General features: G+C 76.5%; 13 protein-coding genes. 3 read left to right on the forward strand and 10 right to left on the reverse strand.

All coding sequences use genetic code 11. The features are described from left to right. Positions 1-7: 7 nt before the first annotated feature. The gene (locus HOP40_RS19205; protein ID WP_172160529.1) at positions 8-1,321 is read left to right on the forward strand and encodes a lysine N(6)-hydroxylase/L-ornithine N(5)-oxygenase family protein; all 1,314 of its coding nucleotides are present in this window, start codon (positions 8-10) and stop codon (positions 1,319-1,321) included. Positions 1,322-1,366: 45 nt separating this feature from the next. Beyond that, positions 1,367-1,600: an MbtH family protein gene (locus HOP40_RS19210; protein WP_172160531.1), complete on the forward strand. Its 234-nt coding sequence runs from the start codon at positions 1,367-1,369 to the stop codon at positions 1,598-1,600. A 76-nt stretch (positions 1,601-1,676) separates the two neighbouring features. Here HOP40_RS19210 and HOP40_RS19215 read toward each other — a convergent pair whose 3' ends face one another. From HOP40_RS19215 to HOP40_RS19240, 6 genes are all read right to left on the reverse strand, one after another. Beyond that, entirely contained in the window at positions 1,677-2,738 is a 1,062-nt protein-coding gene (locus HOP40_RS19215) for an iron-siderophore ABC transporter substrate-binding protein (RefSeq protein WP_172160533.1), read from the reverse strand. Positions 2,739-2,863: 125 nt separating this feature from the next. Next, positions 2,864-4,624 carry an ABC transporter ATP-binding protein gene (locus HOP40_RS19220; protein WP_172160535.1) on the reverse strand — a complete coding sequence of 587 codons (1,761 nt, stop codon included), beginning with the start codon at positions 4,622-4,624 and terminating at the stop codon, positions 2,864-2,866. After that, positions 4,621-6,360 carry an ABC transporter transmembrane domain-containing protein gene (locus HOP40_RS19225; protein WP_240157150.1) on the reverse strand — a complete coding sequence of 580 codons (1,740 nt, stop codon included), beginning with the start codon at positions 6,358-6,360 and terminating at the stop codon, positions 4,621-4,623. Before HOP40_RS19225 ends, HOP40_RS19220 begins: the two co-directional genes overlap by 4 nt. Continuing rightward, a complete protein-coding gene (locus HOP40_RS19230; RefSeq protein WP_172160537.1) occupies positions 6,354-7,307 on the reverse strand; it encodes a methionyl-tRNA formyltransferase in 954 nt (317 codons plus the stop codon). The genes HOP40_RS19225 and HOP40_RS19230 overlap by 7 nt, the downstream gene beginning before the upstream one ends. A gap of 76 nt (positions 7,308-7,383) precedes the next feature. After that, a complete protein-coding gene (locus HOP40_RS19235) occupies positions 7,384-8,865 on the reverse strand; it encodes an amidohydrolase (protein WP_172160539.1) in 1,482 nt (493 codons plus the stop codon). Between the two features lie 52 nt (positions 8,866-8,917). Next, positions 8,918-9,319: a DUF5313 family protein gene (locus HOP40_RS19240; RefSeq protein ID WP_172160541.1), complete on the reverse strand. Its 402-nt coding sequence runs from the start codon at positions 9,317-9,319 to the stop codon at positions 8,918-8,920. A 98-nt stretch (positions 9,320-9,417) separates the two neighbouring features. Here HOP40_RS19240 and HOP40_RS19245 point away from each other — a divergent pair, with 98 nt between their 5' ends. Continuing rightward, positions 9,418-9,882: a MarR family winged helix-turn-helix transcriptional regulator gene (locus tag HOP40_RS19245; protein WP_172160543.1), complete on the forward strand. Its 465-nt coding sequence runs from the start codon at positions 9,418-9,420 to the stop codon at positions 9,880-9,882. Positions 9,883-9,915: 33 nt separating this feature from the next. Here the strand turns inward: HOP40_RS19245 and HOP40_RS19250 are convergent, their stop codons facing one another. The 4 genes from HOP40_RS19250 to HOP40_RS19265 all read right to left on the reverse strand — a co-directional run bounded on the left by HOP40_RS19250 (position 9,916) and on the right by HOP40_RS19265 (position 14,382). Then, on the reverse strand, positions 9,916-11,373 hold the full coding sequence (locus HOP40_RS19250) for a hypothetical protein (RefSeq protein ID WP_205346820.1): 1,458 nt from the start codon (positions 11,371-11,373) through the stop codon (positions 9,916-9,918). A gap of 129 nt (positions 11,374-11,502) precedes the next feature. Then, a complete protein-coding gene (locus HOP40_RS19255) occupies positions 11,503-12,480 on the reverse strand; it encodes an ABC transporter substrate-binding protein (protein ID WP_172160547.1) in 978 nt (325 codons plus the stop codon). Positions 12,481-12,549: 69 nt separating this feature from the next. Continuing rightward, entirely contained in the window at positions 12,550-13,314 is a 765-nt protein-coding gene (locus HOP40_RS19260; RefSeq protein WP_172160549.1) for a DinB family protein, read from the reverse strand. Between the two features lie 111 nt (positions 13,315-13,425). Next, complete coding sequence (locus HOP40_RS19265) at positions 13,426-14,382, reverse strand: LysR family transcriptional regulator (RefSeq protein ID WP_338053022.1); 957 nt, start codon at positions 14,380-14,382, stop codon at positions 13,426-13,428. Positions 14,383-14,440: the final 58 nt, after the last annotated feature.

Raw genomic sequence — 14,440 nt, forward strand, 5'->3', positions numbered from 1 at the left:
CCAGTACATGCCGCAGGTGAGACCGGTCGACATCGGCCCCGTCCACGATCTCGTCGGCATCGGGTTCGGTCCGTCGAACCTCGCGCTGGCGATCGCCGTGGAGGAGCACGTCGCGCAGGGCGGCCCGCCGCTCTCGGCGCGGTTCGTCGAGCGCCAGGAGCGGTTCGGCTGGCACCGCGGGATGCTGATCGAGGACGCGACGATGCAGGTGTCGTTCCTCAAGGACCTCTCGACGCTGCGCAACCCGGCCAGCCGCTACAGCTTCCTGTCCTACCTGCACGACCGGGACCGGCTCGTCGACTTCATCAACTACGGCACGTCGTTCCCGACGCGGCTGGAGTTCCACGACTACCTCGAGTGGGCCGCCGCGGGCTTCGGCGACCGCGTCGACTACGGCACGACGATCGTCGGGATCGACCCCGTCGCCGACGACCCCGGCCTGCTCGACGTCCGCACCGAGGACGGCGGACGGCTGCGGGCGCGCAACGTCGTGCTCGCCACCGGCCTGGTGCCGCACCTCCCGGCCGGGGTCAGCAGCGGGCGGCGCATCTGGCACAGCCGGGACCTGCTCACTGCGGCGGCCCGGGCCACCGACGTCCGCCGGGTGATCGTGGTCGGGGCGGGCCAGAGCGCGGCGGAGGCGGCGGACCACCTGCACCGGTCGTTCCCCGACGCCGAGGTCTGCGCGGTGTTCGCCCGCTACGGCTACAGCCCCGCCGACGACAGCTCGTTCGCCAACCGGGTCTTCGACCCCGGCGCCGTCGACGACTTCTTCCAGGCGCCGAGCGAGGTCAAGGAGCTCATTCTCGGTTACCACGGCAACACCAACTACTCGGTCGTCGACCTCGACCTGATCCAGTCGCTCTACCGCCGCCACTACCACGAGAAGGTCAGCGGGCGGGAGCGGCTGCGGTTCCTCAACGTCAGCCGGGTGGCCGACGTGGTCGAGACCGACGACCGCGTCGAGCTGGCCGTGGAGTCCCTGGTCGACCGCAGCCGGGAGGTGCTGACCGCCGACCTCGTCCTCTACGCCACGGGCTACCGGCCCTCGGACCCGGTCGGGCTGCTCGGCGCGCTGGCCCCGAAGTGCCGCCGCGACGGCCTGGGCCGCCTCGAGATCGGGCGCGACTACCGGGTCGTCACCGACGACGACGTGACGGCCGGCATCTACGTGCAGGGAGCCACCGAGCACACCCACGGGCTGTCGTCGACGCTGCTGTCCAACGTCGCGGTGCGCAGCGGCGAGATCGCCGACTCGATCGCCGCCCGCCGGCCCGTCCGGCAGACCGCCGGCCTCGCGCACTCCGCCACCGGGGCCTGAGACCCCGTCCGACCAGCCCCGCCCCCGACCAGCAGGAGCACCGCCATGTCCACCAACCCGTTCGACGACGAGAACGGCACGTTCTACGCCCTGGTGAACGACGAGGGCCAGTACTCGCTGTGGCCCGCGTTCGTGCCCGTCCCCGACGGCTGGTCGGTCCGGCTCGGCCCGGCCGGGCGCCAGGAGTGCCTCGACCACATCGAGCAGCACTGGACCGACCTGCGCCCCCGCAGCCTGGCCCTGGCCATGGAGCGGGACGGGCAGCGCACCGGCGGCTGAGCCGCCCCTCCGCGCGACCGACGCGACGAGGGCCCGGCCGGGACTCCCGGCCGGGCCCTCGTCGCGTGCGGGTGGGTCAGGCGGCGGGCGCGACCGTCACCGGGTCGCCGTCGACGGCGGCCGACAGGCGCGGCACGAGGTTCTCGACGACGAACGGGATGCTCAGCGGCGTCACGAACGAGACGGCGTCGTACACGTCCTCGGAGTCCGCGACGAACACCTCGCGGCCCTCGGACACGACGCCGAGGCTGCTGTAGAGCGCGTCCGCGCGCAGCGTGGACTCGGTGCTCTCCTCGGCCAGCCAGACCAGCGCGTCGACGTCGAGCAGGGAGACCCGCTCACCGGGGACCGTGCCGCCGAAGCCGTCGGCCCCGACGAACTGGTCGAGGTCGGCGGGAACGGTGAACCCGAGCGAGGTGAGCGTGCGGCCGCGGACGTCGTCGGCCCCGTAGAAGTAGTAGCCCTCGTAGAGGGTGGCCATCACCGCGGTCCGCCCGGCGAACTCCGGGTGCGCGTCGCGCGCCTGCGCGAACACGGCCTCGGTGTCGGCGACGAGCGCCGCAGCCTCGTCCTCCTTGCCCAGGATCCTCCCGAGCGTGGTCGTGGTGTCCTGCCAGGAGATCGTGTAGTCCTCCTGGCCCGCCGGCTGCGCGACGGTCGGCGCGATGCCCGAGAGGGTGTCGTAGTCCTCCTGGGTCAGGCCCGAGTACAGGCCGATGATCAGGTCCGGGGCCAGCGCGGCGACCTGCTCGTAGGGGATGCCGTCGGTCTGGTCGATCAGCGTCGGCAGCGGGGCACCGCCGAGGGCCTCCTCGGCCCAGGGGAAGATGCCGCCCGGCGCCTCGAGGAACTTGCTGGTGCCGACGGGCACGGTGCCGAGCGCGAGCAGGGCGTCCTGCTCGTTGAGCCCGACGAGCACGATCCGCTCCGGGGTGGCGGCGATCTCGGTGCTGCCGTACTTGTGCTCGATGCTCACCGGGTACGCGCCCCCGGCCGGGGCCGCGGGGTCGGCCGGCTCGGGGGCGGCGCCGCCGCAGGCGGCCGCGCCGGCGAGCAGTGCGGCCGTCGCGAGGAGCGTCGCGGCCCGCCGTCCCCGTGACCGGGTGCGGGGGAGCGGGGGGACGGGGAGCGGGGACATCGGTGATCCTCCTGGGGACGAGCGGGACGAGCGGGACGAGGGGGACGGGGACGAGGGGCTGCTGCCCTGACGGGCTCGTGAGTGGCGATCGTGGCCAGGGCCACGATCGCCACTCACGGTCGGTCTCAGGACCGCGTGGCCGACCACGCGGCCCACAGGTCGGCGTAGCGCCCGCCGGCGGCCACGAGCTCGTCGTGGGTGCCGCTCTCGACGACGCGCCCGGCGTCGAGCACGACGACCCGGTCGGCCGCGGCGGCCTGGGTCATCCGGTGGGCGACGACGAGCCCGGTGCGGCCGTCGAGCGCGCTGCCGGCGGAGCCCTCCAGCACGCGGGCGCCCGCGCTGCCGGCCTCCGCGGTGGCCTCGTCGAGGATCGCGACCGGCGGGTCGGCCAGCACGAGGCGGGCCAGGGCGAGCTGCTGGGCCTGCGTGACGGTGAGCTGGTGCGCGCCCTCGCCGACGGCGGTGTCGAGGCCGTCGGGCAGGGCGTCGGCCCAGGTGTCGGCGCCGACCGTGGCGAGCGCGTGGCGCAGCTCGGCGCGCGAGGCGTGCGGGCGGGCCAGCAGCAGGTCCTCGGCGAGCGTGCCGCTGAAGACGTGCACCTCCTGGGCCACCAGCACGACGGTCCGCCGCGTCCGCTCGGGGCCGAGCTCGTCGAGCGGCACCCCGCCCAGGCTGATCGAGCCGCCGTCGGGTCGGTGCACCCCGGCCACCAGCTTGGCCAGCGTCGTCTTCCCGGCGCCGCTCGCGCCGACCAGCGCGACCCGCTCGGCCGCCCCGATCCCGAGGTCGACGCCGTGCAGCACGGGGTGGCCGGTCGTGTACGCGTACTCGACGCCGGCCACCTTCACCGAGCCGTCCAGCGGCGTCCCGGTGTGCTCGGGCCCGGCGGCCGGCGGCAGCTCGGCGACCCCGACGATGCGGGCCAGGCTCGCGCCCGCGGCGAGCGCGTCGTCGATCGTGGACAGGGCGATGTTGATCGGCCCGAACAGGTTGTGGAAGTACAGCGCCGCCGCGGTCGCCGTGCCCACCGACACCGACCCGCCGCCGACGAGCAGGAACCCGGTCACCAGCACGGCGGAGAGCCCGACGAACTCGGCGAGGTTGAGGCGCGCGTAGAACCGCGTGATCAGCGTGATCCCGTGCAGGGTGACGTCGACGGCGGCGCGCGAGCGGCGGGCGACCCGGTCGGTGTGGTCCCCGGCGAGCAGGAACGCGCGCACCGTGGAGGCCCCGCCGACGGTGTCGAGCAGCTGCTGCTGCTGGGCACCCAGCGCCACGCGCTGCTCGGCGTAGACCGGCGTGGCCGTGCGGACGTACCAGCGCGCGGTGTGCACCTGGATGGGCACCGCCACCAGCGCGACGACGAGGAAGCGCCAGTCCAGGACGCCCATCGCGAGCAGCGTCAGCCCGATCGTCATCCCGGCCCGGACGAGCTGCGGCACGGCCTCGCGGGCGGCCTCGCCGACCGCGGAGACGTCCCGGGTGACGCGGGCGGTCAGGTCGCCGCCCCCCGCCTGCTCGACGTCCTCGAGCGGCAGGGCGAGCGCCCGCTCCACGAACCGCTCGCGCAGCCGGGCCAGCAGCCGCTCGCCGAGACCGATGACGAGAGCCAGGCCCAGGGCGCTGAGCAGCGCGGCGACCAGGGCGACGGCCGCGAGGGCCACCGCGGGCGCGGTCACGGCCCCGGCTCCGGCGCCGTCCGCGACGACGTCGACGATCCGCCCCAGCAGCGGCGCGACCAGCAGCCCCACCGCGCTGCCCGCGAGCAGCACCGCGACCGCGAGGGCCGCGCGCAGCCGGTGCGGGCGCAGGAGCAGCCGGACCGCGGCGCGGGTCTGCGCCGCGGAGGCCAGGGGCAGCAGGGTGCGCTCGGGCGCGGTCACGACAGCACCAGGTCGCGGTAGGCGGCGTCGGAACCGACGAGGTCGGCGTGGCGGCCGCTGCGGCGGACGCCGTCGGCGTCGAGCACGACGACCCGGTCCGTGGCGGCGAGCAGCGGGGGGCTGGTCGTCACGACCAGGGTGGTGCGCCCGTCGCGGACACGCCGGAGGGCGCCGGCGATGCGCGCCTCGGTGACGGAGTCGACCGCCGTCGTCGGGTCGTGCAGCACCAGGACGGGCCGGTCGGCGGTCAGGGCACGGGCCAGTGCGACGCGCTGGCGCTGCCCGCCCGAGAGCGAGCCGCCCTGTTCCCCGACCGTGCCGTGCACGCCGCCGGGCAGGGCGTCGGCCACCTCGTCGGCGGCCGCGGCGGCCAGCATCCGGCCGGCGAGCCGCTCGGCCGCGGGCCCGGTGCCGCCGGCCGCGAGGACGTTCTCCAGCAGCGTCCCGGCGAACAGCACGGCGTCGTGGGCGGCGACGAGGACCGCGGTCCGGGTGGCGGTCGGGTCGGCGCCGACCAGTGGTGCACCGTCCAGCTCCACGCTGCCCTCCTCCGGGTCGGCCTCGCGCGCCAGGCAGGCGAGCAGGGCCGCGGCGACGGCCGGCGAGGGGACGACGATCCCGAGCAGCTCGCCGGGGGCGACGTCGAGGTCGACGCCGCGCAGCGCGCCGTGGCGCAGCCCGCGCAGGCGCAGCGCGCCGCGGACGGGCCCGGGGCCGGGGGCGGCCCCGCCCGTCACGGCGGGCGGCGAGCTCAGCACGGCCGCGATCCGCGTGGCCGAGGCGCGCGCCTGCGCGAACTCCAGGGTCATCCAGCCCGCGACCTGCAGCGGCTCCATGAGGAACAGCGCGAGCCCGACGGTGGCGACGAGCTGCCCGACGCTGATCGCGCCGTCCGCGGCGAGCCGGCCCCCGACCAGCGCGACGAGCGCGATGAACAGCCCGGCCGAGGCCTCCACGACCCCGCCCTGCGTCGCGAACGCCCGTGCGGTGCGCAGGGTGGCGAGCAGCGAGGCCTGGCTCGTGCCGCGGTAGCGGTCGACGGCGGCGCGCTCGGCCCCGAGCCCCTTGAGCACGCGCAGGCCGGCGACCAGGTCGGCCGCCACCCCGGACGCGTGGGCCGCGCGCTCCTGCTCGACCTCGCTGCGCCGCTCCAGCGGCCGGCTCACGTAGTGGGTGAGCAGCAGGAGCGGGGGAGTGCCCAGCAGCACCAGCAGGCCCAGCGGCACCGAGACCGTCAGCAGGACGACGGCGCTGACCAGCACCGCGACCAGGGCCGCGACCCCGAAGGGCAGCACCAGGTTCGCCGCGCCCACCCGCTTGGCGTCCTCGGTGGCGGTGTTGACGAGCTCCCCGGACAGGCGCCCGGCGTCGGCCCCACCGCCCGGGTGCAGCACCCGGCGGGTCAGGCGCAGCCGCAGGTCGTGCGCGGCGTTCTCGGCCGCGCGCTCGGCGGCGCGCGCGCCGAACCGGTAGGAGTAGGACAGCCCGGCGAAGGTCACGGCGAGCACCGCGATCCACAGGGCCAGCAGGCCGGTCGAGCCCGAGCCGACGGCGGTGTCGACGACCACGCCGATGATCACCGGCACCAGCGCCTCGCCGGCCTGGTGCGAGGAGGCGAGCAGCGACCCGAGGGTGACGTCGCGGCGCTGGGAGGAGATGGCCCCGCGCAGGACCTGCGGCCCGGTGACGGTCCCGGTCGCGGGTGCGGCCGCCGTCAGCATGCCCGCCGTCAGCATGCCGGGTGCGAGGTGAGGTAGCCGCCCATGGTCGTGAAGAACTCGGTGGCGTCGAGGTCGCGGCCGTCCTCGGTGCGGACGCGCTCGACGAGCACCCCGGGGTTGCGCCCGCGCCGCGCGTCGGCGCCCGCGACGACCACCACGCCGGTGCCGCGGCGGATCACGATGCGGCCCGGGGTGCCGCCGATCGCGTCCGGGGTCAGCGACGCGGCGGTGATCCGCACGCGCTCGGCCCCGCGGTAGCAGTAGGCGTTCGGGTAGGGGTCGACCTGGGCGCGGACGAGGTTGAACACGTCGCGCGGCGGCCAGGTCCAGTCGATCCGGTTCTCCTCCTCGGTGCGCCGGTGGAAGTACGACGCGGCGCGGCGGTCCTGCGGGGTCCAGGAGGTGCGCCCCTGCGCGATCAGCTCCAGCGCGTCGACGGTGATCGGGCCGAACATCGCGAGCGTGCGGTCGAACAGGTCGACGATCGTGTCGTCGTCGGTGACCGGGGTGGAGCGCTGCAGCACGACGTCGCCGGCGTCGAACTCGGCGTCCATCATGTGCGCGGTGACGCCGACCTCGGGCTCGTCGTTGATCAGCGCCCAGTTGAGCGGCGCGAAACCGGCGTAGGCGGGCAGCAGGGCGTCGTGCACGTTGAGCGTGCCGAGCCGGGGCAGCGAGAACACCTCGGGCGCGAGCCAGGTCCGCCAGTTCGACACGACCATGACGTCGGCACGCGCGTCGGCGATCGCCGTGCGGACCTCGTCGTCGTCGGCGCGGTCGCGGACCAGCAGCGGGATCCCGTGGTCGGCCGCGAGGTCGGCGACCGACTCGTTGAAGATCTTCTCGTAGGCGTTGTCGCTGTCGGGGTGCGTGACGATCAGCGCGACGTCGTGACCGGCGTCGAGGAGCGCCTCGATCGTCCGTCGGCCCCAGGTCATGTATCCGAACGCGACGACGCGCATGAGTCTCCTCGTACAGGCGGTGGTGAGGGGAGCCTATGCTTACCGACCGGTGAAGGTCCAGACCGGTGCGCGCCGCTCAGAGCCCGTGCCGGTGCGTCCAGCGCCCGCCGAGCAGGGTCCCGGCCACGGGCATCGCGCGGAGCGCGGCCGGGTCCGCCGTGCGCGGGTCGAGGTCGGTGACGACCAGGTCGGCGCGGCGCCCGACGGCCACCGGCCCGTCCGGCCCCGCCGACGCGGCCAGCGCCACGTCCACCGGGATCTCCTGCTCCGGGTGCCACGACGGCCGGTCGTCACCGGTGCGCCGGACGGCCGCGGCGAGGGTGGTCCACGGGTCCAGCGGGGCCACCGGGGCGTCCGAGCCCAGCGCGAGCCCCGCCCCGGCGTCGAGCAGGCTGCGGTAGGCGAAGGCGCGGTGCGTGCGCCCGGCCCAGTGCCGGTCGGCGACGTCGCGGTCGTCCACCGCGTGCTCGGGCTGGACGCTCGCCACCACGCCGAGCGCCGCGAACCGGCCGACGTCGCCGTCGGACAGGAGCTGCGCGTGCTCGATCCGCCCGCGGGCGCCGGTCGCGGCGAAGGCGTCGAGGACGAGGCCGTTGGCGCGGTCGCCGATGGCGTGCACGGCCACGTCGATCCCGGCGGCCGTGGCTCGGTGCATCAGCGGCGCGAGCTCGTCCGGGGGGACCAGGAGCATCCCGCACGGGTGCGCGGCGTCCGCGGGGAAGGCGTAGGGCTCGTGGCAGTAGGCGGTGCGGGTGTTCAGCGAGCCGTCGGTGAGGATCTTCAGCGGGCCCATCGTGAGCAGCCCGCCGGTGCCCGCGATGGCGTCGCCGGTGCGCAGGCCGCGCGCCACGGCGTCGTCGAGGTGCGAGGGCCACACCGAGACCGAGACGCGCAGCGCGCCCGCGCCGCCGGCCAGCCGCGCCGTCCAGGTGTCGAGCTGCCAGGGCTCCTGGAAGTCGACGACCCCGACCGTCCCGCGCGCCGCCGCCTCCGCGACGACGGCCGCGACCTGCCGGTCCAGTGCCTCCCGGGGCACCCGCCCGATCACCATCCGCAGCTCCTGCCCCGCGGTCTCGCGCACGATCCCGTCGGCGTCGCCCGCGTGCCCGTAGCGGCGGGCGGCGGCGCTGTTGACCCAGCAGCAGTGCAGGTCGGCGGAGACGAGGACGACGGGCACGTCCCCGCTCACGCGGTCGAGCAGGGCGTGGCTCGTCGCGTCGGCCCACAGCGCGTCACGGAAGCCGGAGCCGACGAGCGGCAGCCCCTCCGCCGGCGCCCCGGCCCGCAGGCGCTCCCCGACCAGCGCGGCCGCCGCGGCCGCGGACGTCGCGCCGGACAGGTCGAGCCGCGTGCGGTTGAGCGCGTGCTCGTCGAGGTGGACGTGGTTGTCCCACATCCCCGGGCCCAGCCACCGGCCGTCGAGGTCGACGACCTCGGCCCCGGGCGGCACCTCCGGGTCCGCCCCGACCGCGGCCACCACCCCGTCGCGGAGCAGGACGTCGACGGTGCGGCCGTCGAGGCGGGCGGAGCGCAGCAGCGTCGTGGGGGAGGGCGGCACGGTGGTGAGGCTAGCCTGCCCTCGGGCGCTGTTCGAGCGGCCGGACGCGGGGTCAGGCTGCGCGGTACTTCTCCGCGTACCGCTGCGCCGCCTCGGCCCGCTCGCCGCTGTGCGCCCGCTCGCGCACCGCGGCCAGCGCCCCGCGCGGGTAGCCGGCCTTGAGTGCGCGGTGCTCCGTCGCCTCGTACAGGTACGCCACGGCGTAGATCATCCCGACCAGGATGCCGCCCAGCACGGCCACGAGCCGGACCCACAGCTCCCCGGGGATCACCGCCACGAGCAGCGCGGCGACCGGCGAGACCTGCACGAGCGAGCGCAGGAGCTGGCGGACCGGCCAGGTGCGGGCGGTGAGGTCGTGCAGCACCCAGCCGCGGTTGCGGGCGGGCAGCGCGCCGCCGAAGGCGTACCAGAGCCAGTGGAACGGGTCGGGTCGGGTGATGTCGGACGGCGTCATCGTGTGCCAATCATTGGGGTACCAAGTGTTCCTCCACGATAGCGCGCCGCCTGGCCGCGGTGTGCCCGGTGTGACCGGCGCATCGGTACCGTGGAGCCATGGACGGTGCGCCCGACGGGACGACGCAGGCGGCCCCGGCCGACCTGCTGCAGCTCGACCGGCAGGTGTGCTTCGCGCTGTCCGTCGCGGCGCGCGGCGTCGTCGCGCTGTACCGCCCGCTGCTCGAGCCGATGGGGCTGACGCACCCGCAGTACCTGGTGATGCTGGCGCTGTGGGAGCGCGACCCGCGGTCGGTCACCGAGCTCGCGTCGGCGCTCGCGCTCGACCCGGGCACGCTGTCGCCGCTGCTCAAGCGGCTGGAGGCGGCCGGGTACGTCCGCCGCGACCGGGTCCGGGGCGACGAGCGCACGCTCGCCGTCACGCTCACCCCGAAGGGGCGGGCGCTGCGCGAGCAGGCCGAGCGCATCCCGCCGGCCGTGGTCGAGCGGCTCGGCATGCCGCTGGCCGAGCTCGAGCACCTGCACGCCGTGCTCTCCGGCGTGATCGCCGCGACGCGCGGCTGAGCTGTCCGGGCGCGGGCCCTCCCGGCGCGGGCCCTACTGGCGGGCGGTCGTGTAGCCCAGGACGGCGGCCAGCCCCAGCGCGCTGCGCGGGGCGAACGGCCCGCGCCACAGCCCGCCGTGCACCGCCGCGTGCGCCTCGTGCCGCCAGGGGTGGTCATGCCCGGCGGGCGGGGCGTGCAGGTCGTGGACGAGCAGCGCGGCCATGAGCGCGTTCGAGGTCGCGGGGTCGAAGATCTCCACCTCGAACCGGTGCGCCCCGGCGAACGCCGCCGCCAGCGCGCGGTTGCGGACGACCGAGGTGGTCCGGCTCGACGGGGCGACGTGGAAGGACACCGTGGTGCCCGCGGCGCGCGCCACGGCCGCGCGCCAGCGCTGGATCCGCTTGGCCAGCGCGTAGTTGGGGCCCTGGGCGGGCACGAGGGCGTCGCAGACGCCGGGGTCGGCGCCGGGGCGGTAGTTGCGGTGCAGCAGCCGCCCGCGGCTCGCCCAGCGCAGCGGCCGGCCCAGGAGCTTGGTGGTGCGCGAGCGCCCGGTGTAGGCCCGCACCGAGTGCTCGACGGCCTCGGTCGGCACCGCGAACACGTCGGTCGGGGTGGCGAGGAAGGCGAGCGCGAGGCCCGGGCGCGCGGTCTGCAGGCGCTGCGCGAGCAGGTCGGCGGCCACCGAGAGCCGCACGTGCGTGCCGCCGTCGGCGTAGAGGCAGTTGGCCAGCACGAGCGGCTGCGGGCGCGCCCCCAGCCACTGGGCGACGGCGGGCACGTCGGCGATCAGGTCGGTGCCGGCGGCCCGGGCGAGGACGTCGCCGTCGCGGACCGGCACGAGCAGGCGGCCGGCGCCCTCCCGCGCGGTGCGCTCCAGCCGCTCCCACAGAGCCGGGCGGGGGAGGTCGACGGCAGCGACGGTCGCGCCCCAGCGCAGCAGCGTCGACGCGGGGCCCATCTCCGACGCGGCACCGAGCACGGCGACGGCCCGCCCGGGCAGCGCGAGCCACTCCGGGTGGTCGATCACGGTCTCGACGGCCTGCGCCGCCGACGGCTCCAGCACCCCGTCGGCGAGCCACCGCGCGAGCTGGGCGCGCAGCGCGTCGCCCTCGAGCCGGGCACCGCGGTAGGGCACGACGAGGCGGTCGACGGGGTCCCGGACGCCGACGACCTCGGCGGTCTCCAGCGGCCGCTCCGGCGGCGCGGTCAGCAGCGTGCGCGCCCCGGCCTCCTCGCCGTCGCGTGCGACGGCCATCCGGTCGGCCACCGACTCCAGCCCCGTGCCGGCCATCTCCAGCCAGGCCTGCGCGCTGTCGAGCCCGGCCTCGACCTGGCGCCGGAAGTGCCCGACGTAGCGGGTGCGCCACGCCGTCTCCTGCTCCGCGGCCCGCGCCCCGGCCGGATCGGCGGGGCGCAGCGCGTCGGCCAGGACCGCGCGCCCCACCGCCGTGGTGCTGCGCCGTCCCGACGCGTCGGCCGGGAACACGACACCCTGCGCCTCATCGCTCACCGGGGTCATCGTCGTGGGGCCCCCGCGGCCTGTCCAGCCGTGCACCTCGCACACCGGGTGGTGACCTCGCACGGCGTCGACGCCGTGCGAGGAGCGCAGCGGGTGTGCGAGGTCGGCCCGCCGAGGGACTCAGAGACCGGCGAGGACCGTGTCGAGCCGGTCGAGGACGGCCTGCGCCTGCCGGTAGTGGCTGACGTAGTAGTTGGGCAGCGGGAACACCCGTCCCCCGCGCGCCGCGGGGAGCGCCTGGAACGTCGGCTGGTCCAGCAGGCGCTGCGTGTTGTCATCGACCTCGCCGGTCGTGTCGACGAGGTGCAGCACGACGTCGCAGTCCTCCAGGCGCCCGAGCTCCTCGAACGACAGCGGCTCGAACACGCCGGGCCTCCCCTCGGCGACGGAGCCGAGCCGGGCCCCGACCGCCTCCAGCACCACCCCGCTCCACGACGCCGGGAGGTCGACGAGCGCGTTGCCCTGCGCGCCGCCGCGGACCAGCGCGAAGCGGGTGCGGCCCAGCACGTCGGCGTAGCGGACGCCGAGGTCGGCGGCCTGCTGCTCGTACTCCGCGCGCAGGGCCTCGGCGTCGGCGCCGCGGCCGATCACGTCGGCCGCGCGCACCGCCCGCTCCTGCCACGTCCCCGGCTCGCGCGCGGCCTCGAACAGCAGCGTGGGCGCGACGGCGCTGAGCCGGTCGTGGAGGTCGACGGGCAGGTCCGGGACGAGCGTGCCCAGCACGAGGTCGGGCTGCAGCGCGGCCAGCGCCTCGAGGTCGACCTCCGCGGGCGTGCCGATCCGGGTCATGGCCTCGTAGGCGGGCCGGTACTCCGGCAGCACACCGCCCACGTTCGCCTGCACCGTGCCGACCACGGTGTACCCGACGTCGAGCAGCGCCCACGGCGTGTAGAAGTCGGTGCTGACCACGCGCTGCGGGGCGACCGGCACCTCCACCGGCCCGAAGGCCCCCTCGATCGTCCGGGTCGCGCCGCCCGCCGGGGCAGGGTCGTCGGTCCCGCCGCAGGCCGTGGCGCCGAGCACGGCGGCCATCCCCGCCGCCCCCGTGAGGAAGCGGCGTCGGTCGAGGGCGGAGCGGGGCGGGGACAGCAGCAACACGGGCACCTCCGGGGTTCGGTGGCCGGAAGTGAAGCAAGGCTGCCCTCACCCGGCAACCGCTGGCGGCGCTCAGGGGTGCAGCCGCGCGGCGAGCACGTCGAGGTCGCGCTCGGCGTAGAGGCGGTGCTGCCACTCCTCGTTCAGCACCGTGCGCAGGCACTCCGCGACGGGGAAGCGGCCCGGCCCGGGGTACCCCGGACCCTCGACGGGCTCGGTGCTGCCCGCCAGCGACTCCTCGGTGAGGCCCTCGATCACCGCGCGAACGGCGGCCCGCCGGTCGGCGCGCAGGGCGAGCACCTCGTCCAGGTCCGGCCGGGCGTCGGGGTCGCACGGCACGGCGGGGTCCTGCGCGAGCCCGTCGAAGGGCAGGCTCAGCGGGTGCCACGGCAGGGGGTCGCCCAGGATCGGGCGGCGCACCCAGATGTCGGTGGCGTAGAGCAGGTGCCGCAGCGTCTGGACGAAGGACCACTCGCCGTCGACCCGCTCGTGCAGCAGGTCCGGCGGCAGGGCCCGCGCCCGGTCGACGGTGCCGGCCCACAGCGACTCGAGCAGGTCCCACGCCGCGCGGAACCCGGCGACGTCGACCGGGCGCATCGCGGCGCGCTGCGGGTGGCGGCGGTCGAGCTCGGCCTCGACCAGCGGCCCGACGTCGACGCCGTTGACCCGCAGCCCGGCGATGTCGCCGTCGATCTCCACCTCGCCGATCCACACGCCGCGCATCCGGACGCGCCAGAAGTTGCCCCGCGTCACGACGACGTCCTGCACCTGCCCGTCGGTGAGCGCCACACCGGCGATGGTCAGTCCCGTGTGGTGCGCACCCGGCCCCTCGGTCATGGGGCCACCCTGGCACGCCGTCCCGGCGGCCGGGACCCGGCGACGCGCAGGAAGACCCCGTGAGTGGGAACGAGTGCTCCAGCACTCGTTCCCACTCACGGGTCGACGCGCCTACCGGCGCACCGTCCGCGCCCGCCCGGGCTCCGGGGGCTGATCGGCCTCCGTCGCGACCGCCAGCAGGTCGCGCGCCGGACCGGCCGGGACCGGCCCGCTCGCCCACACCGCGCGCAGCTCCCGGCGCAGCACCACCGTGCCGGCGATCGGCACGCGGACCAGCCGGCCGGCGGCGAGGTCGTCGGACACGGCCAGGTCGGACAGCACGGCCGGGCCGGCGCCGGCCAGGACGGCCTGCCGGATCGCGGTCGTGACGGCGAGCTCGAGGGCCGGGGCGGCGAGCGGCGCGCCGGGGGCGGCGGCGCGCAGGGCGTCCTCCAGGGTGGCGCGCGCGCCGGAGCCGGGCTCGCGGGTCACCAGCGGCGTGCCGGCGACCTCGGCCGCCGGGACCGGCCGGCGGCGCCGCGCCCACGGGTGCGCGGGTGGCACGACGAGCACCAGCTCGTCGACGGCGACGGTCGCGGTCGACAGCCCGGACGCCACCTCCGGGCCCTCGACGAACCCGAGCCGCGACTCCCCGGCCAGCACGCGCCGGGCCACGTCGTCGCTGTTGCGCACCACGAGCCCGACCGCGACGCCCGGCGCCCGCGCGCGCAGCCGCACCAGCCAGCCCGGCAGCAGGTACTCCGCGACCGTGAAGCTGGCCGCGACGTCGAGGTGCGCGTCGCGCTCGCCGCGCAGGGCCCCGATCGCGGTGTCGAGCTCCTCGGCGGCGGCGAGCACCGGCACGGCCCAGTGCACCATCAGCGCCCCGGCGTCGGTGAGCGTGCTGCCGCGCGCGGTCCGGTGCAGCACGGGGACGCCGACGAGCTTCTCGACGGTCCGGATCCGCGCCGACACCGCCTGCTGCGTCAGCCCGAGCTCGCGCCCCGCCGCACCCAGGCTGCCGGTCCGCGAGACCGCGAGCAGCAGCTCCAGGGAGCCGAGGTCGGGGACGCGCGGGGACAGGGCCACCCGGTCACCGTAGTGCCCGCCCACAAGGTGGCCTTGTGGACTCCCCGCTCCGCGGCGG

The organism is Pseudonocardia broussonetiae (assembly GCF_013155125.1).
Classification (GTDB): domain Bacteria; phylum Actinomycetota; class Actinomycetes; order Mycobacteriales; family Pseudonocardiaceae; genus Pseudonocardia; species Pseudonocardia broussonetiae.